The 26,982-nt window shown below is 50.0% G+C and carries 20 protein-coding genes and 1 pseudogene; 12 read left to right on the plus strand and 9 right to left on the minus strand.

Annotation, left to right across the window (positions count from 1 at the left end; all coding sequences use genetic code 11):
* Positions 1–108: 108 nt before the first annotated feature.
* A pseudogene (locus tag ACKTSG_RS09800) lies at positions 109–537 on the minus strand (MIP/aquaporin family protein); the annotation flags it as partial.
* Positions 538–691: 154 nt separating this feature from the next.
* Between ACKTSG_RS09800 and cbpB the strand changes: the two are divergent.
* On the plus strand, positions 692–1,171 hold the full coding sequence (cbpB, locus tag ACKTSG_RS09805; RefSeq protein WP_407894289.1) for a cyclic-di-AMP-binding protein CbpB: 480 nt from the start codon (positions 692–694) through the stop codon (positions 1,169–1,171).
* A gap of 36 nt (positions 1,172–1,207) precedes the next feature.
* Here the strand turns inward: cbpB and ACKTSG_RS09810 are convergent, their stop codons facing one another.
* Entirely contained in the window at positions 1,208–2,089 is an 882-nt protein-coding gene (locus tag ACKTSG_RS09810) for a mechanosensitive ion channel family protein (RefSeq protein WP_407894291.1), read from the minus strand.
* Between the two features lie 139 nt (positions 2,090–2,228).
* On the opposite strand from ACKTSG_RS09810, the gene ACKTSG_RS09815 reads away from it, so the two are divergent.
* The 4 genes from ACKTSG_RS09815 to ACKTSG_RS09830 all read left to right on the plus strand — a co-directional run bounded on the left by ACKTSG_RS09815 (position 2,229) and on the right by ACKTSG_RS09830 (position 6,207).
* The gene (locus tag ACKTSG_RS09815; protein ID WP_407894293.1) at positions 2,229–2,654 is read left to right on the plus strand and encodes a DUF948 domain-containing protein; all 426 of its coding nucleotides are present in this window, start codon (positions 2,229–2,231) and stop codon (positions 2,652–2,654) included.
* A gap of 15 nt (positions 2,655–2,669) precedes the next feature.
* Entirely contained in the window at positions 2,670–3,206 is a 537-nt protein-coding gene (locus ACKTSG_RS09820) for a YtxH domain-containing protein (protein ID WP_407894295.1), read from the plus strand.
* Positions 3,207–4,021: 815 nt separating this feature from the next.
* Positions 4,022–4,333, plus strand: a complete 312-nt coding sequence (locus tag ACKTSG_RS09825; RefSeq protein WP_407894297.1) for a nucleotide pyrophosphohydrolase — start codon at positions 4,022–4,024, stop codon at positions 4,331–4,333.
* Entirely contained in the window at positions 4,333–6,207 is a 1,875-nt protein-coding gene (locus ACKTSG_RS09830) for a DUF2075 domain-containing protein (RefSeq protein ID WP_407894299.1), read from the plus strand. Before ACKTSG_RS09825 ends, ACKTSG_RS09830 begins: the two co-directional genes overlap by 1 nt.
* A gap of 136 nt (positions 6,208–6,343) precedes the next feature.
* On the opposite strand, the gene ACKTSG_RS09835 is transcribed toward ACKTSG_RS09830, so the two are convergent.
* Positions 6,344–7,501 carry an HNH endonuclease gene (locus ACKTSG_RS09835; protein ID WP_407894301.1) on the minus strand — a complete coding sequence of 386 codons (1,158 nt, stop codon included), beginning with the start codon at positions 7,499–7,501 and terminating at the stop codon, positions 6,344–6,346.
* 195 nt (positions 7,502–7,696) lie between these two features.
* Positions 7,697–8,800, minus strand: a complete 1,104-nt coding sequence (locus ACKTSG_RS09840; protein ID WP_407894303.1) for a GGDEF domain-containing protein — start codon at positions 8,798–8,800, stop codon at positions 7,697–7,699.
* 93 nt (positions 8,801–8,893) lie between these two features.
* Here ACKTSG_RS09840 and ACKTSG_RS09845 point away from each other — a divergent pair, with 93 nt between their 5' ends.
* From ACKTSG_RS09845 to ACKTSG_RS09875, 7 genes are all read left to right on the plus strand, one after another.
* On the plus strand, positions 8,894–10,522 hold the full coding sequence (locus ACKTSG_RS09845) for a peptide ABC transporter substrate-binding protein (RefSeq protein ID WP_407894305.1): 1,629 nt from the start codon (positions 8,894–8,896) through the stop codon (positions 10,520–10,522).
* Positions 10,523–10,646: 124 nt separating this feature from the next.
* Entirely contained in the window at positions 10,647–11,990 is a 1,344-nt protein-coding gene (locus ACKTSG_RS09850) for a threonine/serine exporter family protein (protein ID WP_407894307.1), read from the plus strand.
* Between the two features lie 729 nt (positions 11,991–12,719).
* On the plus strand, positions 12,720–13,415 hold the full coding sequence (locus tag ACKTSG_RS09855; protein ID WP_407894309.1) for an EAL domain-containing protein: 696 nt from the start codon (positions 12,720–12,722) through the stop codon (positions 13,413–13,415).
* Positions 13,416–13,533: 118 nt separating this feature from the next.
* Complete coding sequence (locus ACKTSG_RS09860) at positions 13,534–14,931, plus strand: FAD-dependent oxidoreductase (RefSeq protein ID WP_407894311.1); 1,398 nt, start codon at positions 13,534–13,536, stop codon at positions 14,929–14,931.
* Between the two features lie 130 nt (positions 14,932–15,061).
* A complete protein-coding gene (locus ACKTSG_RS09865; protein ID WP_407894312.1) occupies positions 15,062–15,862 on the plus strand; it encodes a metallophosphoesterase in 801 nt (266 codons plus the stop codon).
* 196 nt (positions 15,863–16,058) lie between these two features.
* Positions 16,059–20,336, plus strand: coding sequence for an acyl-CoA dehydratase activase-related protein (locus ACKTSG_RS09870; protein ID WP_407894314.1), 4,278 nt, complete (start codon positions 16,059–16,061; stop codon positions 20,334–20,336).
* A 78-nt stretch (positions 20,337–20,414) separates the two neighbouring features.
* The gene (locus ACKTSG_RS09875) at positions 20,415–21,068 is read left to right on the plus strand and encodes a TetR/AcrR family transcriptional regulator (protein ID WP_407894316.1); all 654 of its coding nucleotides are present in this window, start codon (positions 20,415–20,417) and stop codon (positions 21,066–21,068) included.
* Positions 21,069–21,113: 45 nt separating this feature from the next.
* On the opposite strand, the gene ACKTSG_RS09880 is transcribed toward ACKTSG_RS09875, so the two are convergent.
* From ACKTSG_RS09880 to ACKTSG_RS09900, 5 genes are all read right to left on the minus strand, one after another.
* Positions 21,114–21,524, minus strand: coding sequence for a GtrA family protein (locus ACKTSG_RS09880; protein ID WP_407894318.1), 411 nt, complete (start codon positions 21,522–21,524; stop codon positions 21,114–21,116).
* Between the two features lie 13 nt (positions 21,525–21,537).
* Positions 21,538–23,481 (minus strand): glycosyltransferase family protein, encoded by a 1,944-nt coding sequence (locus ACKTSG_RS09885; protein ID WP_407894320.1) that lies wholly within the window; start codon positions 23,479–23,481, stop codon positions 21,538–21,540.
* 24 nt (positions 23,482–23,505) lie between these two features.
* Entirely contained in the window at positions 23,506–24,498 is a 993-nt protein-coding gene (locus tag ACKTSG_RS09890) for a glycosyltransferase family 2 protein (protein ID WP_407894322.1), read from the minus strand.
* Between the two features lie 289 nt (positions 24,499–24,787).
* On the minus strand, positions 24,788–26,140 hold the full coding sequence (locus ACKTSG_RS09895) for a HAMP domain-containing sensor histidine kinase (protein WP_407894323.1): 1,353 nt from the start codon (positions 26,138–26,140) through the stop codon (positions 24,788–24,790).
* Positions 26,137–26,832 (minus strand): response regulator transcription factor, encoded by a 696-nt coding sequence (locus ACKTSG_RS09900; RefSeq protein WP_407894325.1) that lies wholly within the window; start codon positions 26,830–26,832, stop codon positions 26,137–26,139. Before ACKTSG_RS09900 ends, ACKTSG_RS09895 begins: the two co-directional genes overlap by 4 nt.
* Positions 26,833–26,982: the final 150 nt, after the last annotated feature.

The raw sequence follows: 26,982 nt of genomic DNA on the forward strand, positions 1-26,982 counted from the left end.
GCATCAAGACGATACCTCTTTCATTAATTGTGTAGGAACTTTAATGATAACAGGTCGTATCGACTTGGTGTTTTTTATTTTGTCTGAGTGCTAACGATAGTGGCTAACTTGATTGTAAAACGCGGGGTTCGTTTTGCTTTTGGTGGCGCTGATGGTGCTGAAGGTGCCTAAAATATGTTGGGGATCGGTGGTGAGGTCATAATGCGGTTTGTAGGCGGCGACCACCATCGCTTGGCCAAAAATCGCCCCGGCAAATTGTGCCAGCAAGTAAGGCAAGACTTCATCCCATGGAAACATGCCAGACACCGCCAACCCGATGGTGAATGCCGGGTTGATGTGGTTACCTGAGATTCCGCCGATGATCATGGCTGGGATCATGACCCCAGCGCCATACCCCACTGCGATCAACATCCAGTCGGAACCGTTCCCCTTGGTCCCTTTTAAATCAACATTTGCTACTGACCCGTTACCCAGTGCCACCATGATGGCGGTGCCGATGAACTCTGCGGCCAGGCGAACTGTCAAGTCGTAAGTCATTTTGTGCCTCCAAGAATTTGTGAAAAAGTAATAGCAATATAATCTTAAGTTAATCATAGCATGAATTAAGCAGACGTAAAGTTTTAAGCATTTGGATGCGCTCACATGCGATAATGCGGTAAAATAAAGATGGAACGAGAAAAGGAGTGTTTCAATGTTGAATCAAGCAATCGACCATATGATGATCGAAAACCGCGACCATTTCATGATCCCAGGGGAAATGGTGGCCAGTGTCAACTGCGACAATTCCTTGCGCCACGCCTTTTTGGTGTTGACCAAGGTCCGCTATGCCAAAGTCCCAGTCGTGGATAACGACGACAAGTTCAAAGGCTTGTTGAGCTTATCCATGATCACTGACAAAATGCTCGGCTTGGAACATATCAACACCGACGCCTTGGATAAATATTGCGTCGGGGATGTCATGGAAACTGGTATCCCTACGATCGACAATCCATACGACGTGGAAAATGTGTTACACCTGCTCGTCGACAATGCCTTCTTGCCAGTCGTTCAAGACGACGGCACCTTTACCGGCATTGTGACGCGGCGTGAAGTCATGAAAGGCATCAACTATATCGGCCACAATCTGGATCGCTACTATGATCTCAATCCCAAAGAAGAAGTAACGCGCTAACTGTACGCGCAAAAAAACCGGCTGAAAGGCCGGTTTTTACTTGGTCGTGCCAAGATTCAACTTCGGAGTAGGGATGTCGATGCCTGCCGCCGCTAAGGCTTTTAAATACGCTGCTAGGAACTTGCGCTGGACTGGCAGTTGTTCACCGTTGTTGACATGCATCATCACTTGGTAAACGAAGGTGCCATCGCTGGCTGTGGACATGCCTAACAGTTCTGGCCCGTCAACGATCGCCGGCGTTTGCGGCTTTAAGGTGGCGTTGACGTTTTTTAACACGGAGCGCACGACAGCCAAGTCTTCTGTCGGCGACATTGGCAAGGAGATCAACACTTGCATTTCGGAGCGTGACATGTTGGAAACAATGGTGATGTTGCGGTTGGGGATGAAGTTCATCGTCCCATCTGCGGATTTGACGATCGTGGTGCGCAAGCCGACAGAAGTGATCGTGCCCGTGATCGTACCTAATCTCACTGCGTCGCCAACATCGAATTGCCCTTCAAGGATAATAAAGATCCCAGTCACCACATCTGACACGAAACCTTGTGCACCTAAGCCTAACGCGATACCGACGACCCCAGCGCCAGCAATCAAAGTTCCCACTGGCACGCCTAAGACTGACAACACCGCGTAAAAGTAAAAGAAGATCACGGTGTAAGAATAAATATTGCTCATCAAAGTACGCATGGTGTCTACGCGCGTGCCTGCCAGTTGGGTGCGGGCTTTATAGGTCGTGAAACCGCGGTGGATCAAGTGTTTGCCAACGGAGCGAATGATCACGAATAAAATGGTGAACAAGATCAACTCGCCGACCACTGTGACTAAGCGGTTGAACACGCCGTCCCAGTCGATATGATTAAGGTAGCGCAAGAGAATATTGGTTTGTTGCTTCAGATCTGTGGTTTTAGCCAGAATTAACATGTTGGTCCTTTCTGAAAAAAAGATTCTGAGACTATAGTACCAAAATTCCACAATGATTTGAACGTCTTGTCTAATGATGATATTCTTATGGGAGAAGGTCGTGTATGCGGTTTAGAAGCGGCTGATAAGGAGGTTGTGTATGACGTTAGGAGGAATTGCCGGCATCATTGCGGCAGTCGCATTTTTGATCATCGCGTTGGCAGTATTGGTGATCGGCGTCAAAATTGCTGGCGTGACCAAAGAGTTGCGCGGCACCGTATCAGAAGTCAACAGCACGCTTGGCGTGGTGAATGGCGAATTAGGGGCGTTGACTCATGAAGTTGAAGCCTTGTTGACCAAGTCCAATACCTTGCTTGAAGATGTGAATGGCAAAGTCGCCGCCATCGATCCGGTGTTTGACGCGATCGGTGAACTTGGCGAATCTGTGTCAGATCTCAACACCAGCACGCGCAACCTCGCGTCCAAAGTGACTGCCGGGGCAGCCAATGCCGGCAAAGTGACTGTCGCCGCCAAAGTGGGCAAGACGGCACTGAATTTACTGAAAAAATCAAACCACGAAAAATAGGAGGCATTTCTGATTATGGCGAAAAAATCACACTTTTTATTTGGTTTCATCTTAGGGGCAGCCAGCGCCTTGGCCACCACCTATTTACTTACCCCACAAACCTCAGACGAATTAAAGCATAAGTTCAACCAGAAAAAAGACGACTTAGCTGATCGCGCAGCCGATTACTACGACTACGCCAAAGACGCCACAGCCGACTGGCGCGAATCCGCCGCTGACTTGGTGGACAACATCAAAACCAAAGTCCAAACCAAAGATGACGACGAAGATCTTGCTAGCTACGACGACAAGACCCAAGCGCTTAAAGACGAATTGACCGCGGCGCCTGAAGTTGCCGACTCCGACGAATTCGACGACATTGTCTTAGATGGCAAATCTGCTTTTGCCCAAGCAAAAGACGCTGACGCCCCAGATGTATCCGCTGAAGCGAGTGCCCCTGAAGCAGCACCCGCAGAACCGACTAGCGCACCGGAAGCACCAGCGGCTGATCCAGCTGGGGATGCGACGACTGACGCACCTGCAGAAGATAAGCCTGAAGATCCGCAAGCTTAACGTGTTTGTTACCGCCGACTGTGGGTTGGCGGTTTTTTTGTGCCTGGGGTCAAGTGGCGTTGAAGTAGCCATTTATCCAAGGAACCCTGCAATAAGGATGTCTTGACTACTTTTTTAAAAGCGCTTGCATTTTCAAATCTAAGGTGCTATACTCCATTTCTCAACAAAAGCAAACGTTAAGAGCAGGTACCTTTTGTTGAGGAAAAGCACGAAGCAAAGCAAGGCGGTTAGGTACATCGCACAAGCTTTGTGGCACCAAAGTCACCATGGGGCCGTAGCGTGGTGATATGATTTCCGTGGGCCTTAAGAGCGCTGGCGTACCGAAGAAAATAGTCAGATGTAACTCCGGCAAAAAGTGAGTCACAGAAGCGACCCATCGCATGTATCGATCGACCAACACAAGCGAAGCATTGAGACTACTGTGGCGCAGTTTCGTCCAATGACTCCTCCGACTTGGCTTTAGACCGATCCCCGCGATGCGTCGGATTGTGCAAAACCCGGGATCCACCTGCACCATGTTTTACCCGCAGTGAATTTGAACTGTGGCCGAAGGAGTGCCCACGGGCATGACAACGTGTGACGTTGAATGACTTCACCGTCACACTTCACAGACGTAAACTAAGGCACCTAAATTGGCGCAGTAGGCACTTTTTCAACCAGGCGTTGAATCAGTGCCTATTTTTGTGACTTCAAAGGGTGCTAGTGCCTGCGTCGGCGAATATGTTAGTAAACGTTTACGCATGCTGATTTACTTCTAAATGTTAGCATGAGAGTCTGATACAATATAAGCAAAAGTAATGAAGGAAGCTGAGCAGATGGAGACGCAAAAAGTAATCGATGATCTCGTGGCCTTTCGAAATGAACGTGGCTGGCAGGATTTTCATAACCTTGAATCATTGTCTCGTGCACTAGGAATTGAAGCATCTGAGGTTGAAAAGGTGTTTCTTTGGAAGAATAATGACTCGGAGCTTTCTGATAAGGATCGCGACGACTTGAAATTTGAATTAGCAGACGTGCTGACATATGCGTACTATATGTGTGAAAAACTTGGCGTCGATCCTAACGAAGTCGTCGAGGAAAAACTTGCCAAAAATAAAGCGCGCCATTGGAAATTCGAGGAAAAATAATGTCAGAGAAACATATTGCTACGCCAATCGTGCGTGAAGTGAAATATGATACGCAGGCATTGGCGCAACTCGAACCAACACTAGACCCGAAGCAATCTGAGTTATTGTTTCAATTTCCGATGGTTTACGTCATTCATTCGGCAAAACAACATCAAGTCACCGTTTACGTTGGCGAGACCAATGACATCAAGCGGCGGACCTTGCAACATTTGGGCCAAGATCCAAGCCACCGCGAAGATTGGGAGCAACTCAAAGAAGAAAAGAATGCGCAAATGATCGTGATCGGTCATGAGCATTTTAATAAATCGTTGACGCTCGACATTGAAAATCGCCTGATGCTTTATTTGTCTGGCAGCAAAGGCATCACCAAGCTCAACAATCGCCGCACGAATGCCCAAGGAAAATATTATCCAGCCCAAGAGCGCAACCAGATCTTCAGCAAGATCTGGCGCAAGCTCCATGCCATGAATCAAGAGGTCTTCCCACTTGAAGAAGTCATCAAAGATTCTGCTTTATTCAAAGCGTCTCCTTTTCATGAGCTGACTGATGAGCAACAAGTCGCCAGACAGTTGATCATCGACCGCGTTGCCAGTGCCCTACAAAATCAGCAAACCGGTCAGTTGATTTTAGTTGAAGGGGAAGCTGGATCAGGAAAGACAGTCCTACTCAGTAGCATGTTTTACGAACTAGTCAAAACGTTAAACAAGCAAGGTCAAGTGGTAGCACCTGCAGTTCATGCAAAGGATCAAGGCAAACCAGATCGCAATCAGCCAGAGTCAGATGACAACCAGCTTTCAGCAGCGCTGTTAGTCAATCATGATGAGCAACTGAAGGTTTATGAGCAGATCATGTATAAGCTCGAAGTGGCTTCACCAAAGTCTGATAATGTTGTAAAACCGACGCATTTTATTTTGAAACATGAGCCCACTGATCCCGTTGATGTGGTGTTAGTCGATGAAGCACATTTGTTGTGGACGCAAGGCAAACAGACCTATCAAGGCAAGAACCAACTGCTAGATCTGTTAAAGCGCGCCCGCGTGGTGATCGCCGTGTTTGACCGCAATCAGATCATTGCGACCAACGGTTATTGGGAACAAGAAAAGTTGGCCAGACTTGAACGACAAGCCAAGCAAAATGACAACCTCATCACCTTGAAACATCAGTTACGGGTGCAAGGTGGCCCCCAAATCGAAAACTGGTTGATGACCTTGATCCAAGGCCATCGGGTGTTATCGATCCCACAACACGATGAAAAAGGGTATGAGATCAAAGTATTCCATAGTCCAGAAGCGCTTTTTGAGGCAGTGAAACAACAAGCTGCGCATGAAGAACATGGGCTTTCAAGAATGTTGGCGACTTTTGATTGGCCGTTCATTCAAGGCAGGAAAGACGAAAATGGGGATCTGTGGAAAGTACGAATTGGCGACTGGGCCATGCCATGGAATAAGCAGATCAAAATCAAGTCAGCGGCTACAAAGCGCAAAGAGCGTCATTTGGCTTGGGCAGAAGTGCCAGAAACCATCAATGAAGTCGGGTCGACTTTTACGATCCAAGGTTTTGACTTGAACTATGCCGGCGTTATCATCGGGCCGTCAGTGAAATATCGTGGCGGCAAGATCATCTTTGATCCTAAAGCTAGCGCTAATCGTCGGGCCAAAAATAAGCGAACGTTAGACAATAACCAGAAAATTGACGTGTCGCAAGAACTGCTTCAAAACGAATTGAATGTCTTGCTAACACGCGGGGTACATGGACTCTATTTATTTGCTGTGGATCCGGCACTACAAGCAGTTCTTTTAGAAGCACAACAGACACAAAGCTATAGTATGGTGGCTGAGGAGAGTAAAAAGTATCAGCAACATGAAGACCACTAGTAATTGAACTAGCCTCAATTTACTGGCAGAATGTTTTCCAACCATGCGACAATACAGAAGCCCCAGCAATCAGGTGATTGCTGGGGCTTCTGCGTTTTGAGTGAAGTTAGGCGTTTATTTGTTCAAAATATAAGCTTTACCTTTTAAACACCACATCATTATGATATTCCAGCGCGACTTTGCTAGGTGCTCCGTGGCGAGGCAAATGCAACTGCCGCCCGGCATACCCGTTAAACATCCCCGCCAGTGCTGAATCTTCTTGCAACTTTGGCGACGTCGATATGCTGTAGTCCTTGGCATTAAAGGTGATGAACCCTTGATCAAACGCCCGGTCCCAAAGCGTGGATAAACAAATCACGTTCGTGGGGTCCAGCCGCTTCTTGGGATCGGCGGCCCAAGGGATGATGTGTGAGGCCACCAGAAATTCGCGCGTATGAATGCCAGTGACGGCGCAGTGGTAGGCATAGTTATCTTTGACCATTTCAGCGACGATCTGTTGGCCGACGCGCTGCTTGGTTTTGGAGACGCGATCAGTGATGGTGTAATCGCCACTGCGAATGCTGTGGTAAATGGCACTTTCTTCTTGAATCAAGCTGGGACTGATCGGCAAAGGCTCAGTTTGCATCGCCATCGTGATCAGCGCGACGAAATCTTGTCGGTCGATGGTCGTCATCCCGTATTGATTGAAGAAGCGTTGCCAGTCCAAGCGCGTGCGCTTTTTGAAGTGCCACTGATAATCGACGAGATCGTCGTCGCCAAATAAGTAGTGCGGAAAGGCAAAAGTGTTCACCAGCGTTGCGGTGCGCTGTTTGGCGGGACCTTCTTCAATGTGGCCGATTTGGCCGGCACCAAACAGGCTGAATTGCTTGTTGCCTTGTTTTGGCCGGCGGTAGATGAACCAGTCGCCTTCGCGGACCTTGTTGAAGTGACTGGCATCCCACTGATAACGCTCGAAATCTTGATCGGCGTAATTGTTGGCGTCCACGGCGCCTTTGGTATCCAGGATGAAAAAGCGCGTGTCGGCGTCGAAATTTTCCCATAAGGTGTCTAAGTCGCTTTGATGATCGTTATTGTTGACATAATCGCGGAAGAAGTCTTCTGCTGAGATCTGGTAGTAATCCAGTAACATTTCCAGATTCTCGAGTTTGATTTGCGCTTGGCCATTTTCAATGCTGGATAAGGCGTTAAGCGAAATTTCGTTATTGTCGACCACGTTTTGTCGCGATAAGCCGCGCGCCACACGCAGGCGGGTCAAGGCCAGGCCATACATTTGCTTGGTGTTTTTGTAGATCATCTTATCTGCCCAGGTTTCGTTTTCCTTTTATCTTACGGGCGCAAACACTGCGATTCATACCAAGTGGACTTGGTATAATGCATCCACAAGTGAGACAGACATCGTCACATGCTTGCCAAACCACACAAGCGACTTTGCGCTGCGATCCGCGTTGGAATCGTGGTGCAAAGCCGCTTGTATGGTTGGCGAAAACTGCTATGCCAGTTGAAACTGTTCCCCGTCCATGGTGATGCAATCGCGCCCAGAACGCTTGGATAAATACAAATTCGCATCGGCGCGCTCGTAGACATCTTCAAAGCTCATGTCGCTGGGGTTCAAGCCGGTGATACCCATCGACAAGGTGACGTGCATGTGCTGGCCTTCATAAGTGAAGTCTGCATCTTTGACTTGGCGGTGGATCTTTTGCATCAAAGGTAAGATCTCATGTTTCGGCGCTTCAAACATCAAGTTGAATTCTTCGCCGCCGGTGCGGTAAAGCCGCGCACCTACCGCTTTTTGGACCATGGCGGACACTTGGATCAATACTGCGTTGCCAGCAGCGTGGCCATAAGTATCGTTGATCGTTTTGAAATGATCGATATCAAACATCACCAGCGTCAACGGGGTGGTGCTTTTTTGTGCTTGGGCTAAGGCCGCTTGGGTGTCGGCTTTGAATGCAAACAGCGATCCGGCTTTGGTCAACGCGTCAGAGTTGACTTGTTGCTCCAAATGGTTGCGCTCTAAGTTCGCCAAGCGTTCAGCAGACCAATACATGGCCGTGAACCAGTTCATCAAAATAAACATCACCGTGCTCATCAAGCTGGCAGTCATCGTTAGTTGCGTTTGCGTGATCCAAAAGGCGATCCCGATCCAAGCGGTGACTTCGATGTTGAGCAACAGGTATTTGTGGATCAACGTGTGGAATTTGAACATCAAACTTAAGATGATCACCACCATCACCAACGACACGTAAAACAAGTTGGCCCGCACAGCGTTGGTGTAATACCAAAAGCCGATGATCGCTGCTGCGCGCACTAAGAATTCGCTGGGGGTGATGTTGTCGTCGACTAATGGCACGAACAAAATGTATAACGCCCAGTTGAGATACGCGGTGGAGTTGGTGGGATTGGCCCAAGTCGCCAACAGACAAAAAATCACCATCACCATCACAAATCCAGTTGACGCCACATGGTCGTTGAGCTTTTTGTGGCGGACGAGGTCAAACAGTGAGATCAAGCGAGAATTGTAAAAAACCACGAATCCGGAAATGAAAAAGGCGGCGATGACCGTTTCGATCATCCAATTGCCCCAATCAAACATATTCAACCTCCATTCTTTTATAAATACTTCTTTGATTATCATAGGCCAAGGCTTAGTCTATTGATAGAAGAACTTTTGAAGGAAGGCGTGAGAATGAAACAGCATCATCTCTTGGAACTGGTGGTTGCCATGGGCATTATCGCGTCTGCCAGCATCGCGGTGATCTTGAATCAACAAGCGATTCAGGTGAATACCACCGGCAATGTGTTGAACGTTGCCACCAGCGGCCGCGTGGAAACGCTGAATTCAACGACTTATTCGTCATTGACTGCTAGCTCCACCATCGGCGCGACGATCGTGGGCTTATATGACCGCGACGCCAATGGCAATATCATCAGCGCCGTTTCTGACGGGCAACCAGATATTTCCCTTGATTCCAAGTGTTATGTCTTTCATTTGCGCCCGTATCACTGGAGCAATGGGGCGCGTGTCACTGTCCAAGACTTTGTGTACGCCTGGCAGCGCTTGGCTGACCCGAAAACCGGCGCCCGCAATGCTGCGCGCATCGACTTTTTGAAAAATGGGACTGCGGTCAGAAGCGGTCGCAAGCCTGTTTCGGCATTAGGTGTCCACGCCATTTCTAAAACCCGCTTGGAAGTCGATTTGCAACAAGCCAATCCGTTTTTAGATGAGATCTTAGCGGACACGCCGCTGTTGCCGATCAACCAAGCCTTTGCCCAAAAATGGGGCCATGATTATGGGAGCAACGCCACGCGCGTGTTAGCCAATGGCCCTTATCAAATCACCGATTGGTCTGGGGCCAACGACACCACTTGGCGTTATGTGAAAAATCCGGCATATGCGCATGCCAAGCGCGTGCAAGTCAAAACCATCGACTTCACTTCAGAAGCCGACACCAGCATTGGCGCCAAAGCGTTTGCGGCAGGCAAGTTCGATTATGCCGCGCTGTCGCCGCAACAAGTGCCAAGTTTTCAAGGGACTAGTCAATTACATACCCAGCGTACCACCACTGAAGCGTTCGTCTTTTTCAACACCACCACTGGACCGACCACCAATCAGGCCTTGCGTCAGGCGATCGCCCAGGCGTTTGACAAGCGGGCCTTTACCCAAAGCCGCTTGCGCGATGGGTCGCAGCCGCTTAATGGCTTGATCCCAGCTGGTTTGACCAATATGTCAGAAGGCCAAGATTATCGCGCCACCACCGGGCAGCTTCTGCCATACAACTTGAGTAAAGCCACTGCCGCGTGGGCGCGTGCCAAAAAGCAAATGGGGGTCAATCGCTTGAATTTGACCTTGACCATTGCCGATAACCCAACGGCGAAAATCGCGGCAGCCTATTTCGCCGGCCAAGTGGAACATAACTTACCAGGGCTGCATATCACCGTGAAAAAAGTGTCCTTGACCAAACGCGTGGCTTTGGAAACTGCCGGCAAGTTCGAATTGGTTTTTTCCACCTGGTCGCCAGCAGATTCTGATCCCATGAATTTGTTGTCGTTTTACCAAACCGGCAGCCGCTTAAACATTACTGGCTACTCCAACGCCAAATTTGATGCCATGTGCAAACAAGTCGAAGACGCTGGTGCCTATCCGGCCAAGCGCTTGGCATTGGTGCAAAAAGCGGAGCGCTATTTGATCTGTCAACAAGTGCCGTCTGTGGGCTTTTTCCAACAAGGCACCGCGTATTTATTGGATCCGTCCATCAAACGCTTCCCCGTGATGCCCAGCGGCGCGATCAATTATGAATATGTGAAAACCAAATGAAGATCGGCAAAACGTCAAGTGCAGCTTGGCGTTTTTTTGCGTGGTGAACTTTCAGAAAATGCCTGCAAGTGGTAGGCTTAAAGTTACGAACCCGAATGCTTCGGGAAGGTAAGGAGTTTAAATCGTGAGTGCTAAATCAGTTGATCCAGCCAGCGTCACCCCATCACATCATCATCATATGAACATTCGCTGGCATACTTTTGCCCAAGAAGACCGTCCCATCACCGAATCTAGCTTATCTGAGCGCGCTGCGTTAGTTGGGCGCGTCGGTTTGTTGATGCTCAGTTGCGGCACTGGGGCTTGGCGAGTGCGTGCGGCAATGGACACCATTGCCAGAGCGTTGAGTTTAACGTGCGCCGCCGATGTTGGGTTGACCAGCTTGAATTACACCTGTTTTGAACACGGCCATCATTATTCGCAAACCTTGTCACTGCCTGCCAGTGGCGTCAACACTGACAAACTCACAGCCATGGAAGACTTTGTCAATAATTTCGTCGGCAATTCATTGACGATGACGGACAAAGAGATCCACGACCGCTTAGATGCTATTGCTGGCAAACCAGGCAACTTCTCAGCGTTACAAGTGGGGTTGGCGTCCGCGCTAGCGTGTGCGGCCTTCGTGTTTTTGCTTGGTGGCGGGCCGATCGAAATGTTCTGTTGTTTCTTTGGCGCCGGCGTTGGCAACTGGTTGCGTCGGGTGATGGGTGGCCACAAAATGACGGTGATCGCGTCAACGGCAGTGTCAGTCGCCGCCGCTTGTGTGGTTTATCTGCTGGTGTTTCGGGTGTTGAAGCTGATGTTTGGCGTTGCCCAAGCCCATGAAGCAGGGTATATCGGCGCCATGTTGTTTGTCATTCCTGGGTTTCCTTTCATCACCAGCGGCTTAGATATTGCCAAACAAGACATGCGCTCAGGCTTGGAGCGCGGCACCTTTGCCATTATGGTGATCACAGTGGCGACGTTGACTGGCTGGGTCGTGGCGATGATCGTTCACTTACAGCCGCAAAACTTCATCGAATTGGGCTTAGGGCCCGTGGCGCTGTGCTTGTTGCGCTTGGTGGCGTCTTGGTGTGGGGTGTTTGGCTTTTCGATCATGTTTAACTCCCCAGTTAAAATGTCCGCTTATGCTGGGATCATTGGTGCATTGGCGAACACCTTGCGCTTGGAGCTGGCAGGCTTTGGGATGCCAGCGGCGGTAGCGGCGTTTATCGGCGCCTTATTGGCAGGGTTATTGGCCAGTCCGCTGAATCGGCGCTTAGGTTATCCGCGGATCTCATTGACGGTACCATCGATCGTGATCATGGTGCCTGGGCTTTATATGTATCGCGCGATGTTCAACTTAGGACTCAACAGCTTCGGCGTTGGGGCTAGTTGGATGGTCAAGGCATTACTGATGGTGGTGGCGTTGCCGTTGGGTTTGGCGGCGGCGCGGATCTTGACGGATCGCTCATGGCGGCATATCGGTTAAATCAAATTGTAGGACATCGATTCGGTGTCCTATTTTTGTTTGTTGGAGGCCGGCGGTTTGAATTGGAGACTCGGGCTGGCTGGCCGCGGCAAAGTGAGGGTCCTCAGGCGAGCTAACCGGGATGTCTCGCTTTGCTCGCCACCCGCTGGATCTCGACTTGCGGAACGCTGTAGGCGATAAATCGCCAACAGCATTCTCACCATGCCGCGACCAGCCAGCCTCCGTCTCAAATTCAAACCACCTTAGATAGAGGCACAGGCGACTAATAGTGGTCAACTTGAAACGATTGCCAAAGGTTGGTGATCAGTGGGCAGCGTCATCAATTCAAGAAGTTTGTTATCGGCATTCGAATTGAAGGATTAGGTATAAGTTGGGACACAAACGACACGTGTGAGTGGTGAATTCGAATTGCTGGCTGAGAAAAGCTGTGGGCGGAGATAAAAAGCGCGTAGGCGAGCTGGTCATCAGCCGTGGGGCTCTTGGCGGTTTACCGCTTAGAGCCCAGCGAGAAGGCGATCCACTCGCGGTTTTTGCGAGTTAGCGCCGGTGAGCGACACAGCGTTCCATGACCAGCTCGCCGAAGCGCTTTTTGTCGGAGCCCACAGCTTTTCAGCCCGCGACCCCAATTAATTATTTATGAAAATAATTGCGTACAATGTATGATGACAGGTTCCGACAAGCTTTTTTGTATGGTACGATAAGCACATTGAACTTGGGAGAGTAGAGAAAATGATCAGACTTTGGGGACAACCGAAATACAACGCCACCACTGGCAAGCTGGCTGGCTATGAATTATTCTTACGCGAGAAAAAATCCGCCGATGGTCAATGGCAATTGCCAGAAGACTTCAGCCAATATTCGCCAGTCACCACAGCGAGTTTGATCGGCGCCACGTTAAAAACCTTACCGCAAGATTTTGAGTTGGTATCGTTTAACTTGGATCAAGAACAGATCGTCGATACGCATTACATCGACTTATTGGTGTCCGTGCAAGCACATTTGGACTACTCGTTGGTGATCGAATTAACGGAACGTCGCGGGCATGGGGCCAAAACCGTCGATCTTGATGATCTGGTGGCAGCGGCCCAGCGTTTTCAAGCTGCTGGCTTGCGGGTGTGCTTAGATGATGTTGGCACTGGCGAAAATCAAACGCCTTTGGTCGACGCGTTGGATCCTTTTGTCAGTGAGTACAAATATGCACTGCAAAATGTGCGCGGCAAGTTGTCTTTAGCTGAGATCTGTGCGGAAGTGTCCGTTTGGCGCACCCGCGCTGCCCGACAAGCCAAGCGGTTTGCATTGGAAGGGTTTGAAGACTCTGAAGACGTGCGCTTGATCAAAGCTTTTTCACCAGATCTGGTGCAAGGGTATTACTTTGGGCGTCCGCACACGTTGCCGATCGCTGATGACTTTCAACCGATGAACTAAGCAAACGGCCGCGGCCGTTTTTTTAACCGCAACGATGTAAGCGGTTCACCTCAAGGGTCTTGACGCGGGGTTTGCACAAGGTAAACTATTGGTAATGTGTGACAAGGGGGTAGTGCAAATGGAAATTGTGATCATTGGTTGTACACATGCAGGAACAGCCGCGGCTCAAGCCATTTTAGCCAGTCATCCGACCCATCATGTGACGATTTTTGAGCGGCATGATGACATCAGCTTCTTGGCGTGCGGGGTGGCGCTGTATTTAGGCGGCACGGTGGATGCGCTGACGCAATTGCACTATCAAACCCCACAAGCCTTGCGCAAGCTTGGCGCGCAGGTGTGGCTACATCATAATGTGTTAAAAATCGATGTCAAAGCCCATACTGTGGTCGCCCGCGACATGCAAACGCATGTTGAGCGTATCGTCCATTACGACAAGTTGATCATGGCCACTGGCGCGCGCCATGTGCTGCCGCCGCTGACTGGTGCCGATGCCAAGCGGGTGTTGCTCTGCAAAGATGCCAAAGAAGCCCAAGTGGTGAAAAATAGTGCCGAATCAGCAGTCGATATTGCGCTGATCGGCGGCGGGTATGTCGGCGTGGAGCTGGCTGAAGCCTATGCCCATACTGGCCACAAGGTCACGATTTTTGAATCTGGCGCGCAATTGTTGCGCAACTACTTAGACGCCGAAAACGCCTTGATCGTCACCAAACGGCTGCGCGACAATGGGGTGAGCGTGCACTTGAATACGCCGGTGCGAGCCTTTTTTGACGTGCCAGATCACGTGGGGTTACGCACCCGTGCTGGAGAATTCAGCTTCGATTTGGCAGTGGCGACAACTGGCTTTGCACCGGCTACGACGTTAGTGGAAAATCAGTTGACTTGTGATCGCCACGGCGCGTTGGTGGTCAATGAATTTGGCCAAACCAGCGACGTGGATGTGTTTGCGGCAGGAGATTGTCGCACCAGCTTGTTTAATCCCACCGGTAAGCCGGCATATATCCCGTTGGCCTCTAGTGCCTTGCGTCAAGGGGCGCTGGCAGGGTTGAATGCTTGCGGGGAAGCGCGCATCGATGCTGGCACCCAAGCCACCAGTGCGATGTTGTTGTTCAACTTGTGTGTGGCGTCCACTGGCTTGACGCAAGCCGCCGCCAGTCGCGTGGTCGGCTTGCGGCCGCACAGCATCACTTGGCAAGGGCCATGGCGACCGGCGTTTATGCCAGATACCAGTCAACTGACAATCACGTTGGTGTATGACCGTTTGTCGCGGCGGCTACTAGGGGCGCAATTGTTGTCCACCCATGAAGTTGCGCAAAGTGCCAATGCTTTGTCGATCGCGATTCAAAATAACAACACCATCGACGATCTGGCGGTGGTGGATATGCTGTTTTCGCCGCATTTCAATGAACCGAACAACTATTTGAACCAAGCGGCTGCTATGGCCGTGGCCCATGAGCGCGAAGCCGGGTTCAAAACGCCGAAGTTTGTCGCCCTAGGGGCCCGCGGGCGGCATTTGTAAGTCAAAATGTGTGGTGGCAGGGTTTTGCTTACACATTTTGCCGAAAGCTTGGGATTGTCTACAAATTGTAACCTTTATGCAATCTGTTGGTACCGTTTTTTTCTTATAATCGCCTTATTGGAGGTGTGAGATGACACAGGTGATCGCATTAGGGGATATTCATGGGCAAATGGCTGTATTTGACCGGCTACACCACATTCAACGCCGCTACCCAAACGCCATCACGGTGTTTATCGGCGACTACATCGACGGGCATGTGCAAGGCTTTGACGTGTTGCAAGCGGTGCGCGCGGAAAGTTTGGCGCGCCCTGATCAAACAGTGGTGTTGCGCGGCAATCATGAACAGATCATGTTGGATTATTTAGCCGATCCCGAAGACGAAACGTGGTTGTTTAATGGCGGTAGCGACACCATGGCTTATGCCATTCGCCAACAATTCGGCCGAGCCCAAGATCCTGCCGCCAATCGCCAGCGCTTGTTAGCCAGTTATGCGGGGTTGTTGACTTGGGTGGATACGTTGCCGATCGAGTATGCCATTGGGAAATTGCGGTTTGTGCATGCCGGATACGACTTGTCAGTGGCCAATCCGATTTCGCTGACGTCTGAAGACATGAAGCTTTGGGCCAGAGAAGATTATTGGTATGGGGCAGTCGATGGGGTGTTTGCGCATAATCCGCTGCCGGCGACCATCGTGTCTGGCCACACGCCGACTGGGTATATTGAAGGGCGTTATGATGGGGATGCGGCCCCTGCCAAAGTGATGGATTTCAGCCATCATCCGGTGTACAAAATGCAATATCCTGGTGAATTCCCCCGAGTGTTTATCGATGGCGGCAATCATGGCGGCGCTACGGGTGTGGTGGGCAACATCGTGGTGCTTGACAGCGACTCTGGGCAGTTGCTGGAAACTTTTGAAGATCCGCAAACTTGATCAATTGATGACAGATCTGCACAAGTAGATCTGTTTTTTTGCGCCGGAAAAAATGGGATTGTGTTAATCTTACTTGCGTTGCGCCGAAATGTTCCAAACTTGTGACAATCTGACCATATTCCTATGCGAAATTGTCGAATTGGGTGTACACTACCAGTTAAGTGAGTAGTTACTATCTAAATTCTGAGGTGAGAGCATGCAAGAAGAAATCCTATATGGTGGCATCGATGTTGGCTCAACAACGGTGAAATTGGTGGTGATGGATCAAGATCACAACACCAAATTCGCCCGTTATGAGCGGCATTTTTCCGATGTGAAGGCGGCAAGCAAGCGGGTGTTGGACGAAGCCATCCAAGAACTTGGGCCAAACACCCGCTTGGCTTGCACCATCACCGGGTCTGGTGGCATGGGCTTGGCGAACTTGTTGCAGCTCAAATTCGTGCAAGAAGTGATCGCCTGCACCAAAACCGTTGAAGAATTGATCCCCCAAACTGACGTGGCGATCGAACTTGGTGGCGAAGATGCGAAGATCACCTTCTTTGGCGATTCCTTGGAACAGCGCATGAACGGCTCTTGTGCCGGTGGGACTGGCGCGTTCATCGACCAAATGGCAACGTTGTTAAAAACTGACGCCGATGGCTTGAATGAATTGGCTAAAAATGCCAAAACCATGTACCCGATCGCTTCGCGGTGTGGCGTGTTTGCCAAAACTGATGTTCAACCTTTGATCAACGATGGCGCGCATAAAGAAGATATCGCCGCTTCGATTTTTCAAGCAGTGGTCAATCAAACCATTTCCGGCTTAGCAGCTGGTCACAAAATTCGCGGCAATGTCGCTTTCTTAGGTGGTCCGCTGTACTTTATGGATCAATTACGGGCCCATTTCATCGACACGTTGCATTTGACGCCAGAACAAGTGATCTTCCCAGAAGACCCGCAACTGTTCGTGGCTAAAGGCGCTTGTTTGTATGCCACTGATCAACCGGTCACCACGTTAGTTGCATTGGAAGACAAACTCGAACATGGCGATGATTCCGGCATGCATCCCGCCCATTCCTTGGAGCCATTATTTAAAGATGACAATGAACTGCAAGAATTTCGCAAGCGTCACGCCCAAGCGCGGGTGGAGTCTCGCGATTTAGCCAGCTATCAAGGCGTGGCCTTTTTAGGCATCGATGCCGGGTCGACCACGACTAAAGTGGCGTTGATGTCAGATGACAACAAGCTGCTTTACACCTACTATGATTCTAACGACGGCGATCCGCTGGAAAAAACCAAGCAGATCTTGCGCGACATGCACGCCCATATGCCAAAAGGTGTCACCATCGGCAAAACTGCCGTCACCGGCTATGGTGAACACTTGATCAAAAATGCTTTGATGGTCGACATCGGCGAAGTGGAAACCGTCGCCCATTATCGCGCAGCGCATTATTTCCAACCCGACGTTGATTTTATTTTGGACATTGGCGGCCAAGACATGAAAGCCATGACCATTAAAAACGACGCGCTGTCTACGATCAAATTAAACGAAGCTTGTTCTAGTGGTTGTGGGTCTTTTTTGGAAACATTTGCCACTGGCTTGAAATACGACATCAAAGACTTCGCCCAAGCCGCGCTATTGGCCAAGCACCCATCAGATCTGGGCTCGCGTTGCACCGTGTTTATGAACTCCAAAGTCAAACAAGTGCAAAAAGAAGGCGCCAGCATCGGGGATATCGCCGCTGGTTTGTCAGTATCCATCATTAAAAACGCCTTGTTTAAAGTGATCAAAATGCGCAAACCTGAAGACATGGGCAAGCACATTGTCTGCCAAGGCGGGACTTTTTATAACGAAGCGGTTTTGCGCGCTTTTGAAAAAATCGCTGGCGTGGAAGTCATCCGGCCTAACATTGCTGGGTTGATGGGCGCTTATGGGGCTGCATTGATCGCTGAAGAAGCTTATCAAGACGGCGATCAAACCACCTTGTTGTCAGTGGATCAATTCGACAAACTGACCTTCACCAAAGAATACATGCACTGCGGCGGTTGTGAAAACAACTGCGCGCTGACCATCACCGTGTTCAACGACGGCCGCCGCTTTGTCACTGGCAACCGCTGTGAAAAAGGCGAAGCGCGTGGCTTGCGTCAGCACCTCACCAAGCAAAATGGCAAGATCAACTTAGTCGAAGAAAAGTACAAGCTGCTTTTTTCCTATCGTCCATTGCGCAAAAAGCTCGCCACTCGCGGTGTCATCGGCATTCCGCGAGTCTTGAACATGTATGAAAACTACCCGTTGTGGCAAACCTTCTTCACGAAGTTAGGTTTTCGCGCAGAATTGTCACCAAAAGGGAGCAAAGACCAATATGAAAAAGGCATGGAAACCATTCCGTCTGACACGGTTTGTTATCCAGCCAAGCAAGTGCACGGCCACATCCAAGCGTTGATCGACAAAGGCTACAAGCGGATCTTTTACCCAGCTGTGGTGTATGAAGTTGAAGAAGACAAAGATCAAGCCAACCACTTTAACTGCCCGATCGTCCAATCGTATCCAGCCGTGATCAAAAATAATGTTGACGAGATCACTCAAGGCTTAGTGGATTATCGCTCGCCTTATTTGAACCTCGCTGATCAAAAAGCTTGCGCCGAATCGTTGTACGAATGCTTCAAAGACCTCGGTGTATCGAAATCCGAAATCGTCGATGCCTTAGACGCTGGCTACAAAGAACTAGAAGCCTTCAAACTTAAGATCCGCAACCGCGGCGAAGATACTATGCGCATGTTGATGCATACTGGCGAACACGGCATTGTGTTAGCCGGCCGGCCTTATCACTTGGACCCAGAAGTCAACCATGGGATTTCGCAATTAATGACCGCAGAAGGCTTCCATGTGCTGACTGAAGACTCGATCGCCCATCTCGGCGACGTCAAAGGCTTGCGCGTGGTCAACCAGTGGACTTACCATTCTCGTTTGTATGCTGCAGCGCGCATTGCGGCCAAAACGCCACAATTGGAATTTGTCCAGTTGAACTCGTTTGGTTGCGGGATCGATGCGATCGATACCGATCAAATCGAAGAGATCATGAACCAATACAACCGGCTGTATACGTCGCTTAAAATCGACGAAGGTACTAACATGGGCGCCATCCGCATTCGGCTACGTTCCTTGAAAGCCGCTGTGGCAGAACGCACCAAGCGTAAGATCATGCCTGAAAAGCTCAGTGAAGATCCCAAACCAGTGGGCTTTACCAAAGACATGAAAAAAGCCGGCTACACCTTGTTGTTGCCAATGATGTCGCCGATCCATCAGCATGGCTTAGTCGATGTGGCGTTGCGTGCATCTGGCTACAACGTGGTCAACTTGCCAATGGATGACCGCAAGTCCATCGATGTCGGGCAAAAGTTCGTCAACAACGATGCTTGCTACCCAGCGATCATTTCCATCGGGCAAATGCTAGAAGCATTACAATCTGGCAAATATGATCTGCAAAAAACTGCCGTGATGATGACCCAAACTGGTGGCGGGTGCCGGGCCACTAACTACATTCCATTGATCAGAAAAGCCTTAAAAGATGCCGGCTTTGCTCAAGTGCCAGTGGTTTCACTGTCATTAGGCAACCAAGGGGTCGAAGAAACCCCTGGCTTTACCTTCACACTGCCGCTGCTTAAGCGCGTCGCGATCGCCTTTTTGTACGGCGACTTGTTTGAACGGGTGGTTTATCGCACGCGCCCTTATGAAACCGAACCTGGCATGATCGACAAAATGCATGATCAATGGGTGAAGTTGGTCCAACCGTCTGTTGAAAAAGGCAGCTTCCGCGAATTCAAGAAAAACGTCGCTCAAATCGTCAAAGACTTTGACACCGTGCCGTTAGACGAATCGGTGGTTAAGCCAAAAGTCGGCGTGGTCGGCGAGATCTTAGTCAAGTATTCGCCAATTGCCAACAACAACGTGGTGCGCTTGCTTGAAAAAGAAGGCGCTCAAGCAGTGGTGCCTGACATCGTTGGGTTTATGAACTACTCGTTATATAACCAGTTGTATAAATACGATCACCTTGGCGCTAAAGCCTCAGCGAAGTATTTCGCCGAGTTTGCCATGAGCTTGATCAAGTGGTGTGAACAACCGATGCAAAAGGCGTTGACTGCCTCTAAGCGTTTTGACGGGATCGAAGCCATTGATGAAGTGGCCCATGATGCCTCAAAGATCTTGAGCTTAGGCAACCAAACTGGTGAAGGCTGGTTCTTAACTGGTGAAATGATCGAACTGCTAAAGTCTGGGGTGCCAAATATCATCTGCATGCAGCCATTTGGTTGTTTGCCAAACCACATCGTCGGCAAAGGCATGGTCAAAGAGTTGCGGCGGCAATTCCCAGGGGCCAACATTGCGCCGATCGACTATGACCCAGGGACTTCTGTGGTCAACCAGCTCAACCGGATCCGCTTAATGTTAGCGACAGCCAATAAGCACCTGAACGAAAAAGTTGCCGTACATGCTTAATTAAGTTTTCCACATCCTGGGCCACGACGCTCATGAAAGTGCTATATTCAAGTAAAGACAGTGTAAGGATGAATGGATATGTCAGATGCAATACAGACGTTTTTCAGTCAAGCGACCACCCAAGACCACAATTTATCGCCAAAACAACAAGCTGTGTTAGCTGCTAGCTTGGAGTTATTTGCCCAAAAAGGCTATGACGCCACGTCCACAGCAGACATCGCGCATCGCGCTGGCGTGTCAGAAGGGACGATCTTCAAACGCTTTCGCACTAAAGAAGGCTTGCTTCAAGCGGTTTTAGGCCCGTTTTTAAACCAAGTGATGCCACGCGCCGCTGATGCGTTTGTGTCAGACTTGGCAGCGCAGCGGTTTCCACACTTTCAAGATCTGTTGACTTATGCGATCCAAGACCGGATCCGCTTTGTGATGGAAAATCGCGCCGAAATGAAGATCTTCATTCAAGAAGTCGGCAAAAATCCGGAGTTGTTGGTGACCATGACCAACATGCTGGCAGATTTATTGCGCGACAGTTTGAACGACATTTTCAAAGTGTACCAAGACAAAGGCGAGTTGGTACGCTGGGAGTCGATGCGCATCATGCGCTATTGCACCAGTGTGATGATCGGCTACTTGATCCCAAACGTCATCATGGACGATCAACCAGTGAACTGTACGCAAGTCACCCATGACGCTGTTGAGTTCCTATGCGCTGGGTTGACCCCACAAGCCAAGTAATGCCAAAAAAGGCGCTGTCAATGACAGCGTCTTTTTGTATGGCCACTAGGCAGTGGCGAAGATCTTTTTGGAAAACAAGTAGTTCAAAGCGATCACGATCACTTGATCCAATAGCTTAACGGCAACGGGATTGCCATGTAGCCAGGTCAAGCCGATAAATAAGATCACCGTGTCTGCGCCTAAGCTGGCACCGCGCAACGCAGTGAAACTTAGTGCTTCTTTCACCACAGCTAAAACGCTGTGGCTATTGGCGTGAAACACTGCCACTTTGTTGGCCACAAACGCAAACGCCACACTAGCGACCCAAGCAATCAAGTTGGCCGTAAACCAAGGCATGCCCACATGCGTCAGCATGAAAAACAACGTGACGTTAATGCCGGTAGTCAGCCCGCCGACGATCAAATAGCGCAGTGCTTGGCCGTAACGGGTGTAAAAGGTACTGATCGGTTTTTCCATAATTTGACCTCGATTATTTTTTCAAGCAGGTGTAAATGAAACTGGCATGCGGGTGTTTGACCCCGTTGATGACCAAAGGATGGGCGGCTAGTTGGTAGTGATACGTTTGCACCACATCGACGGCTTGAGCGGTATGGGTTTGATTGGTGACTGATAACGTATACGTGCCAGGCGCCAGCCGGTGGTGCAAGTGATACACCGGCCCAGCTTGGGTCATGGCGTAGCGCTTGCCCGCGGCGTTGGTCAAGGTGGCGTCAACGACAGCCCCTTTGTGAACTTGGACGGACAAATAATTAGCGGCACCATTTAAGGTGATGATCTGCTTAAGCGTGGTGTCAGGGTGAATATGGTGAGGCGCAGCATGATACTGGTTGGACAGTTGCGAACGCTGTGCGGCGACTACTTCAGTTTGGGGATACCAGTGGCTGATCAAGCTGGCCCCGCCGATCGCAACGACCATCAAGCTGGTCAGCACAGCCGGCACTGCGATTTGGTGGCGGCGACTGACGAAATGCGCATTTGCGGGCTTGATGCCAGCCAAGCTCAACCCCAGCAGCGGCAAAACGATTTGCCCATAGCGAGATTCCACTTCCCACAACAACGTGTGAAAGGCAAACAACCCTAACGTGGTGGTGATCGCCAACAGCACTACGGCGTCTGTGGGGTTGGTGAAATCAGGCTGCCAAGTCCACAAGCGGATGATCAACGTGACCATCAAAGCCACCGTGACGATCGCTTCACTGATCGTCGTTAACGCGGACCAAAATCCGGCGTGAAGTTGCACCCAAGCTGGCGCGGCGCGAAAGCCGCCATTGTACCAATGCCCGATGCCACCGACGCGCTGCAAGATGCCTAACTTCACGACCCATAGTTTGAAAAGCCCGACCACACCTAGTTGGTGCACCCGCTTGGAAATGAGCTTCAAGTCATGAGTTTGCACCTGCTGTTGGTTGCCGATTTTGATGGCTTGTTTAACGTCTTTGACGGCGTACATCCCGGCTGACTTGTGGTTCAACCCCATGACCACCCAACTTGTGGCAGGCAGTTGGAATTGGGGATCCGCGTGGAAGTTGCTGGCTTGATCGATCGCAGTTTTTGCTGGCATACTGAGCCCAAAACCGACCATGATCAGCACCCAAGGCAATACTTTGCGCCAAGTCAGTTGTTTGTGAGCCGCTAAGATCCCGCCAACGATCAACATCGCCGGCAGTAACACGATCAAGTTTGGCTTCAGCAATTGGCCCAAAGCCGCCAAGACGATCAGCCCCAAGCCCATGAACCAGTGGCTGATCGAATTGCCATGTGGCCAAGCATTGATCAAAGCAAACACAGCCAACAAGCACAGCATGGCCGGCAGGTCTGAGTAAAACACCTGCAAAAAATAGGTGTAAGCAAACGGCGTCAGCATCATCAACCCAGCCACGCCGATCACTGGCGCGTTGCGATGACTGAAGCGGCGGATTGTAAGCAACAACAACGCGATCAAGCCATCTAACACGATCAAGGACAAAAAGTGGATACTGGTGTTGGTGGCTAAACCAAAGTGGTTGGTGAGCCGCAGCCACAGCGACATCAAGTAGGTCAACGCGACGTTATTCGGATAGCGCCAAAAATAGGTGATCGCCCAAATGTTGTGCCCGGCGGCCATTTGATCAGCTTGTGATAACACCCGATAAGGATCGTGGTATACCGTTTGCGGTAGCCATTTAAGCACAGCAAGTTGGCCGAGTACCATCAAGCCCCCAGCAGCGGTCAGCCAATGCGTCACCTGAGATGTTGGCAAGGCGTTGAGTTTTGGCGCAAGCCAGTAGGCGCTTAACAACACCAAAGCAGCGCCGATCACCACAATGAAGCCAGTGATCGGTTCTTTTGGTGAAAACAAGTTGGCCATGACGCCGATGGCTAAACAAACTGCTAAAAAGCCAGGTAAAAATTGGGGTCGGCGTAATGTGTACATGTCAGCGGTCCTTTCTGGATGGGATCATGACGCTTGATCCATGGAAGTTTTGAATGAGTAGGTGTTGGTGGCAGTTTCGCCGATGCGCGTTTGAATGGTATAGCGTGGCCGATGTTTAACTTCAGTGGTCAATTTGCCGATGTATTCACCAATGACACCAAGTGAGACCATTTGCAACCCGCCCATGAACCATAGCGAGATCATCAAACTGGACCAACCGCGCACAGTGAGCCCTAATAAGTGCACAGCCAAGGTGTAAATGGACATGCCAGTGGCCAATACCATGGACAAGGCGCCAACGATCAAGATCAAGCGCACTGGGGCGATGGTCAAACTGGTGATGCCATCCCAAGCAAACGCCAGCATTTTCTTGAGGGGATACTTGGATTCGCCGGCTAGCCGTGGGGTGCGCTTGTAGTAAACTTTCGCGCTAGGATAGCCGAGCTTTGGCACCAAGCCACGAATGAACACATTGCGTTCTTGGTAGCTTAAAAACGTGTTGACGGCACGTTTGGACATTAACCGAAAGTCGGCGTGATTTGGGATCAAGTTGACGCCAAGCAACTGCAAGCTCTTGTAAAAGCCAAGGGCAGTGGTGCGCTTGAACCAAGTATCAGTATCGCGATTATTGCGCACGCCGTAAACAATGTCAGCGCCAGCTAAATATTTGGTGACCATTTCTGGGATCTTATCAGGATCATCTTGCAAGTCTGCATCGATCGTCACCGTCAGATCGGCAGTCCGAACGGCTTCAGTAAGGCCAGCGATAAGGGCATTTTGATGGCCGAAGTTGCGGGAAAATTTCAGCCCGCGAACGCGTGTGTGTTTTTGGTGGAGTTGTTCGATTTCAGACCAAGTTTGATCTTTAGAGCCATCATCGACGATTAAAATATCGGAAGTTTGGTTAAGCACTTGTTGATCGATCATTTGATTTTCGATCGCTAACAACCGCTCGATCGAACTTGTCAGTACGGCTTCTTCATTAAATGCCGGCACCACAATGGTTAATTTTTGCATGTTGATAACTTCCTTTCAGCCTTTGTGAAGCCAAATGCCTCACAATCAGTTAAGCAGCGCAAGCCATGCTTGCTACTTCAACAAGTTCAGCTTACGACCAAATCAACTTTGGTAACACTAACGGCGCCTAAACAGCAACTGAGTAATTTTCAGAAAAGTTTGGGTATGCGCATAACTGGTGGGGCGCATTCTAAATTTTTTTCAGAAAGGGCCATGAAGCGACTGAAAAAAGATTTTTGCATGCACAAAAAAACGCCTCAGCCTAAGCTGAAGCGTTCGTGAAACAACATCAAGCGCTCAGTAATGGCAAGTAGAAGCGCATGATTGTGCCAGTGGGTTGATTATCGGCGATTTCAAAGCGGCCATGGAAACGATCAGCCAGTTGTGCGGCAATCGCCAAGCCTAAGCCGGTGCCGCTGACAGTGCCGCGAACATCCGATGAGCGATAAAAGCGTTCAAACACATGTGGCTTGTCCAACGCACTGATGCCACTGCCGCCATCTGCCACAGTGATCAACGCTTCGGCATCACTTTGCGTTAATGTGATGGCGATCGGGGTGGTTTTAGGAGAGTATTTCGAGGCGTTAGCCACCAAGTTATCAATGATCTGCTCCAAAGCAGACTCATCAGCATTCACGTGAATGTGATCTGCCAAGTTCACAGCCAGACTTTGTGGCAAGGTGTTTTGCAATTTTTGAGTCAAGTTGTGCAACAGTTGCGTCAGATCCACAGCGTGTAAGTCGACGCTCAAGCGGTCGGCTCGAGTCAATGCCAGTAACTCTTCCACGAGTTGTTCCATTTGGCGTGATTCTTGAGTGATATAAGCCACTGATTTGGGGATCACTTCTGGATGTTCGGCGCCGCGGCGCTCGATCAATTGCGAGTGACTGCGGATCGTGGCGATCGGTGTGCGCAATTCATGGGCGGCATTCAAAATGAAAGTTTTTTGCTGCTCTTGGCGCTCGTGTAATTCCGCTAACAAATGATTGAAGTCTGTGGCCAACTCACCAACTTCTGTCGGCGTTTTAGGCACAGGCAACAGCTCCCCGCCATTGCCAGAGGCGAGTTTTTTGGTGCTGGTGGATAACGTGGATAACGGATCAGTCAAGCGATGCGTCATTCGCCGAATGTAAAAAGGCGCCAATATCAGCGTGATCACTAACAACATCACGGTTGCTTCAACAACTTTGACCAAAATAGCCACCGAACTGTCCATGCTCAGCCATAAGGTGTAATAGATTCCGCGGGCATGACCAGTGCGGCGAAACAACAACCCAAAATGTGGCCGATAATATAAATGCTGATTGATCGGGATCGCCACTGGGTCAATGGACAATAAGTCGTCAGCACGCGGCGAATAATAGTGTTTGACCTTGGCATCAGCGCGCGAATTGCGAACATACACATAGCTAGTCGACGTGTCCAAGGTGGAATTTTTGCGCCAATTGTCCCAATCGTCATCATCATCGATCACCGCATTTTTCAAACTGGCGATAATGTGATCCGATTCGCTTTGCGTTTGCTTCAGGATCTGATGTGATACCGCGATCAAAATCACCACAGTTAATGCCAATGTGATCAAGGTGATGATCAGCATCAACTGGCGGCGCATGATCGCCGCACTGGATTGACTTTTTTTCATCGGCTGGCCACCGCGTCAGATAACATGTAGCCAACCCCGCGCACTGTGTGGATCAGCTTGGGGGCGCTTTGATCAACTTTGGTACGCAAGTTTTTGATGTAAACATCTAAAATGTTGGGTTGCCCATCAAAATCAACGCCCCAAACCGTGTCCAATAAATCACTGCGCGAGCAAGGCTGGTTTTGGTTTTGTAATAACGCGACTAATAATTCAAATTCGCGCTGGGTCAAGGCGATGATCTCGCCGTTGCGGGTGACACGCTTGGTATCCAGATCTACGCGTAAGTCAGCCACTTGAAAGCTGGCTGCTGTTTGCGGTTGGTTTTGACTGTGGCGCAAGGCCACTTCCACTCTGGCGATCAATTCTTCCATTTCGAAAGGTTTGGTCATGTAATCATCGGCACCGCCAGTAAGGCCAGCGACTTTGTCACCGATGTAATCACGGGCCGTTAGCATAATGATCGGTACTTGGCTGTGTTTGCGAATGCGGCGCAACACCGAAAAACCATCGAGTTTGGGTAGCATCCAGTCCAAAATGATCACATTGATCTGGTCTGCATGCGCATTGAATTGCGTTAACGCCGCTTCACCATCAGCGGCCCAAAGCACCTCAAACTCTTCTAATTCGAACTCGGTTTGTAAAGAATCGGCTAAAGCGGGTTCATCTTCTACTAACAATAGGGTCTTTTTCATCGAAATCCCTCCTACTTTCATGAGGTAACGTCTAAAGTTCTATGAAACCAAGTCCAAAACCGGATGTTCAAGGAGGGGGCGACCGTTATTGTATTGGATCGATGTTTGGTAGTCCAGCGAGCTTAACTCATTCGTTGCTTCCTACTGGAT

It is taken from the genome of Lacticaseibacillus salsurae (assembly GCF_045862175.1).
GTDB classification, from domain to species: domain Bacteria; phylum Bacillota; class Bacilli; order Lactobacillales; family Lactobacillaceae; genus Lacticaseibacillus; species Lacticaseibacillus salsurae.